Genomic DNA, 246 nt, shown 5'->3' with positions numbered 1-246 from the left:
GCGGCTTGGGTACCCGGCTCGAGGAGGTGCGGCGCGCGTGCCTCTATGTCGAGCAGGAGGAGCGACAGCGTGCAGGCCATGATGCCGAGCTGGGCCTGCTGGCTGGTCGCATCGGAAACCCGCTCAGGGTACGCCAGACGCTCGAGCGTGGGGCGGACGAGATCGGAAAGGGTGATGTTGTAGCGGCGAGCCTGCCGGAGCAACTGGTCGTGCAGGCCGTCTTCGAGACGCAGGGATATTCGTGCC

Annotated in this window: 1 protein-coding gene; it reads right to left on the bottom strand. The window is 67.1% G+C overall.

Annotation, left to right across the window (positions count from 1 at the left end):
* Nucleotides 1–246 (bottom strand): hypothetical protein (locus ACYPYD_RS26465; RefSeq protein WP_459666642.1); only part of this gene is annotated, 246 nt, incomplete at both ends.

It is taken from the genome of Novosphingobium sp. 11B (assembly GCF_054589055.1).
This window is presented reverse-complemented; position numbering and strand designations above follow the sequence as displayed.